The organism is Streptomyces flavofungini (assembly GCF_041028215.1).
Lineage (GTDB): Bacteria > Actinomycetota > Actinomycetes > Streptomycetales > Streptomycetaceae > Streptomyces > Streptomyces flavofungini_B.
This window is the reverse complement of sequence record NZ_JASKYR010000596.1, coordinates 1-4264: the sequence shown is the minus strand read 5'-3', so window position 1 is coordinate 4264 and position 4264 is coordinate 1. Positions and strand designations below refer to the sequence as shown.

At 71.5% G+C, this 4264-nt stretch carries 5 protein-coding genes and 1 pseudogene; all 6 read left to right on the top strand.

Features of this window, described 5'->3' with window-relative positions; genetic code table 11:
* A pseudogene (locus AB8Z36_RS30540) lies at positions 1-351 on the top strand (hypothetical protein); the annotation flags it as partial.
* 211 nt (positions 352-562) lie between these two features.
* The gene (pdxS, locus tag AB8Z36_RS30535; protein ID WP_440582040.1) at positions 563-1411 is read left to right on the top strand and encodes a pyridoxal 5'-phosphate synthase lyase subunit PdxS; all 849 of its coding nucleotides are present in this window, start codon (positions 563-565) and stop codon (positions 1409-1411) included.
* Complete coding sequence (gene pdxT, locus AB8Z36_RS30530; RefSeq protein WP_369216627.1) at positions 1411-2016, top strand: pyridoxal 5'-phosphate synthase glutaminase subunit PdxT; 606 nt, start codon at positions 1411-1413, stop codon at positions 2014-2016. Before pdxS ends, pdxT begins: the two co-directional genes overlap by 1 nt.
* 154 nt (positions 2017-2170) lie before the next feature.
* On the top strand, positions 2171-2923 hold the full coding sequence (locus tag AB8Z36_RS30525; RefSeq protein ID WP_369216626.1) for a YebC/PmpR family DNA-binding transcriptional regulator: 753 nt from the start codon (positions 2171-2173) through the stop codon (positions 2921-2923).
* 127 nt (positions 2924-3050) lie between these two features.
* Positions 3051-3626: a crossover junction endodeoxyribonuclease RuvC gene (gene ruvC, locus AB8Z36_RS30520; RefSeq protein WP_369216625.1), complete on the top strand. Its 576-nt coding sequence runs from the start codon at positions 3051-3053 to the stop codon at positions 3624-3626.
* Positions 3623-4234, top strand: coding sequence for a Holliday junction branch migration protein RuvA (gene ruvA / locus AB8Z36_RS30515; RefSeq protein WP_369216624.1), 612 nt, complete (start codon positions 3623-3625; stop codon positions 4232-4234). The genes ruvC and ruvA overlap by 4 nt, the downstream gene beginning before the upstream one ends.
* Positions 4235-4264 lie beyond the last annotated feature (30 nt).

Genomic DNA, 4264 nt, shown 5'->3' with positions numbered 1-4264 from the left:
ATCGTGCTCTACGAGGCGGCGCACGCCGCCCGGCAGGCCGAGGAGGAGCAGCGGGAGGTCGCCGAGAGCGAGCTCAGCCAGGCGCTKCGGGCGATCTTCGGCGAGGCCCAGCAGGTCGAGGCGGTGCGCGAGGCCCCCGGCGGGGACGAGGCGGCCACCGAGCTGGCCGCGGCCGTGCGCCGGGTGCCGATGGCCCGCCGCTTCCACAACGACGCCGTACGCGCGGCCCGCGCCCTGCGCAGGCACCGCAAGGTCCGCTGGTTCCGGCTCGCGGGGCACGCGCCCTTCCCGCTGGCGTTCGAGATGGACGACGAGCCGCCGGTGGCCCTCGCCGACAGGGCGACCGCCTAGCGCCCTGACCAGGGACGGAGCGGCGACCAGGCCGTCCAGGGGCGCGAAAACGATCCACCGGTCACCCATTGGCCCTTGCTGTGGACTGGTGGCCCGGAGTTTCCTCGAAGTCGCAGAAGCCGTCTCCTTCGAGTGAGGTCACTCCGTGTCCAGCACCCCCTCCCACAGCAACCCGTCGCCCGAGACCGGCACCGCGCGCGTGAAGCGCGGCATGGCCGAGCAGCTCAAGGGCGGCGTGATCATGGACGTCGTCAACGCCGAGCAGGCGAAGATAGCCGAGGACGCCGGTGCCGTGGCCGTCATGGCGCTGGAGCGGGTGCCCGCCGACATCCGCAAGGACGGCGGCGTGGCCCGGATGTCCGACCCGAACATGATCGAAGAGATCATCGAGGCCGTCTCGATCCCCGTCATGGCCAAGTCCCGCATCGGCCACTTCGTCGAGGCCCAGGTCCTCCAGTCGCTCGGCGTGGACTACATCGACGAGTCCGAGGTCCTCACCCCGGCCGACGAGGTCAACCACAGCGACAAGTTCGCCTTCACGACCCCGTTCGTCTGTGGCGCCACCAACCTCGGTGAGGCCCTGCGCCGCATCGCCGAGGGCGCGGCCATGATCCGCTCCAAGGGCGAGGCCGGCACCGGCAACGTCGTCGAGGCCGTCCGCCACCTGCGCCAGATCAAGAACGAGATCGCCCGCCTGCGCGGCTTCGACAACAACGAGCTGTACGCCGCCGCTAAGGACCTGCGCGCCCCCTACGAGCTGGTCAAGGAGACCGCCGAGCTCGGCAAGCTGCCGGTCGTGCTCTTCTCCGCCGGTGGCGTCGCCACCCCCGCCGACGCCGCGCTGATGCGCCAGCTCGGCGCCGAGGGCGTCTTCGTGGGCTCCGGCATCTTCAAGTCCGGCGACCCCGCCGCGCGCGCCGCCGCCATCGTGAAGGCCACCACCTTCTACGACGACCCGAAGATCATCGCCGACGCCTCCCGCAACCTCGGCGAGGCCATGGTCGGCATCAACTGCGACACCCTGCCGGAGACCGAGCGCTACGCGAACCGGGGCTGGTGATGACCACTCCCGTCGTGGGCGTGCTCGCCCTCCAGGGGGACGTACGGGAGCACCTGATCGCCCTGGCCTCGGCGGACGCCGTGGCCAGGCCGGTCCGGCGCCCCGAGGAGCTCGGCGAGGTCGACGGGCTCGTCATCCCCGGGGGTGAGTCCACCACCATCTCCAAGCTGGCCACCCTCTTCGGCCTGATGGAGCCCCTTCGCGCGCGCGTGCGTGACGGGCTCCCGGTCTACGGCAGCTGCGCGGGCATGATCATGCTCGCCGACAAGATCCTCGACCCGCGCTCGGGCCAGGAGACGGTCGGCGGCATCGACATGATCGTGCGGCGGAACGCCTTCGGACGGCAGAACGAGTCCTTCGAGGCCGCCGTCGCCGTCAAGGGCGTCGAGGGCGCTCCCGTCGAGGGCGTCTTCATCCGGGCGCCCTGGGTGGAGTCGGTCGGCGCCGAGGTGGAGGTGCTGGCCGAACACGGGGGCCACATCGTCGCCGTGCGCCAGGGCAACGCGCTCGCCACCTCGTTCCACCCGGAGCTGACGGGCGACCACCGCATCCACGCCCTGTTCGTGGAGATGGCGCGGGGCAACCCGCGCGCGGGATCCTTGTAGGATCTCCGGGGATCCCTCCTGGGGCCCCAGAGCCTGCCTCGTGACTCCGGCCGGACCAGTGGGCGCCGTCCACTGGTCCGGCCGGGGTTATGACAGGCTCTAAGGTCTGGGAGAGTCCGTACTGGTTGTTGGGTAACGCGAAGGAGACAGGCAGATGTCCGGCCACTCTAAATGGGCTACGACGAAGCACAAGAAGGCCGTGATCGACGCCAAGCGCGGCAAGCTCTTCGCGAAGATGATCAAGAACATCGAGGTCGCGGCCCGCACGGGCGGCGCCGACGTGTCCGGCAACCCGACCCTCTTCGACGCCATCCAGAAGGCCAAGAAGAGCTCGGTGCCGAACAAGAACATCGACTCCGCGGTCAAGCGCGGCGCCGGTCTCGAGGCCGGTGGCGCCGACTACGAGACGATCATGTACGAGGGCTACGGACCGAACGGCGTCGCGGTGCTCATCGAGTGCCTCACCGACAACCGCAACCGTGCCGCGTCCGACGTCCGTGTCGCGATGACGCGCAACGGCGGCTCGATGGCCGACCCCGGCTCCGTGTCGTACCTCTTCAACCGCAAGGGCGTCGTGATCGTCCCCAAGGGCGAGCTGTCCGAGGACGACGTGCTCGGCGCGGTCCTCGACGCGGGCGCCGAAGAGGTCAACGACCTCGGCGACACCTTCGAGGTGCTCAGCGAGGCCACCGACCTGGTCGCGGTCCGCACCGCGCTCCAGGACGCCGGCATCGACTACGACTCGGCCGACGCCAACTTCGTCCCGACCATGCAGGTCGAGCTCGACGAGGAGGGCGCCCGGAAGATCTTCAAGCTGATCGACGCCCTGGAGGACAGCGACGACGTGCAGAACGTCTTCGCCAACTTCGACGTCTCCGACGAGGTCATGGCGCAGGTCGACGCGTAAGCGGCAGCTCGCGCAGTTCCCCGCGCCCCTCAGGGGTGTGCATGGGCCGACGGGACACGCCCCGTCGGCCCATCGCGTTGTCAGAGCGACCCGATAGCCTGCACGGACAGGCGATTGGAGGGGCTGCGTGCGCGTGTTGGGGGTCGACCCGGGGCTGACCCGGTGCGGTGTGGGAGTCGTCGAAGGCGTGGCGGGACGCCCGCTGACCATGCGCGGCGTCGGAGTCGTGCGGACCCCGGCCGACGCGGAGTTGGGGCACCGGCTCGTCGCCATCGAGCGCGGCATCGAGCAGTGGCTCGACGAGCACGAGCCGGAATTCGTCGCCGTGGAGCGCGTCTTCAGCCAGCACAACGTGCGCACGGTCATGGGCACCGCCCAGGCCAGCGCCGTCGCCATGCTCTGCGCCTCCCGACGCGGTATCCCCGTCGCCCTGCACACCCCGAGCGAGGTCAAGGCCGCCGTCACCGGCAGCGGCCGCGCCGACAAGGCGCAGGTCGGCGCGATGGTCACCCGCCTCCTGCGGCTCGACGCGCCGCCCAGGCCCGCGGACGCCGCCGACGCCCTGGCCCTCGCCATCTGCCACATCTGGCGCGCCCCCGCGCAGCACCGCCTGCGGCAGGCCGTCGCCCAGAACCGCCTCCAGCAGGCCGTGGCCGCACACGCGGCCACGAAACCCCCAGCACAGAAAGGCCGTACCGCATGATCGCCTTCGTCAGCGGCCCCGTGGCCGCGCTCGCACCCGACACGGCGGTGATCGAGGTCGGCGGCGTCGGCATGGCCGTCCAGTGCGCGCCGAACACCCTCTCCACCCTCCGCGTCGGCCAGCAGGCCAAGCTCGCCACCTCCCTGGTGGTGCGCGAGGACTCCCTCACGCTGTACGGCTTCGCGGACGACGACGAGCGCCAGACCTTCGAGCTGCTCCAGACCGCCAGCGGCGTCGGACCGCGCCTCGCCCAGGCCATGCTCGCCGTGCACAGCCCGGACGCCCTGCGCCGCGCGGTCTCCACCGGCGACGAGAAGGCCCTGACCGCCGTGCCCGGCATCGGCAAGAAGGGCGCCCAGAAGCTGCTCCTGGAATACAAGGACCGCCTCGGTGAACCCCTCGGCACCGGCGGCCCCGCCCTCGGCACCGCCGTCACCGCGGGCTGGCGCGACCAGCTCCACGCCGCCCTGATCGGCCTGGGGTACGCCACGCGCGAGGCCGACGAAGCCGTCGTCGCCGTCACCCCGCAGGCCGAGGCCGCCGAGGGCACCCCGCAGGTCGGCCAGCTCCTCAAGGCGGCGCTCCAGACCCTGAACCGCACCCGCTAGGCACGCCGCCCCCAGGGCGCGGGCCCCGCA

Excerpts from the sequence above, each read along its gene's own strand:
- pdxS (WP_440582040.1), top strand. The coding sequence starts at position 563 with ATGGCCGAGCAGCTCAAGGGCGGCGTGATCATGGACGTCGTCAACGCC.
- pdxT (WP_369216627.1), top strand. The coding sequence starts at position 1,411 with ATGACCACTCCCGTCGTGGGCGTGCTCGCCCTCCAGGGGGACGTACGG.
- AB8Z36_RS30525 (WP_369216626.1), top strand. The coding sequence starts at position 2,171 with ATGTCCGGCCACTCTAAATGGGCTACGACGAAGCACAAGAAGGCCGTG.
- ruvA (WP_369216624.1), top strand. The coding sequence starts at position 3,623 with ATGATCGCCTTCGTCAGCGGCCCCGTGGCCGCGCTCGCACCCGACACG.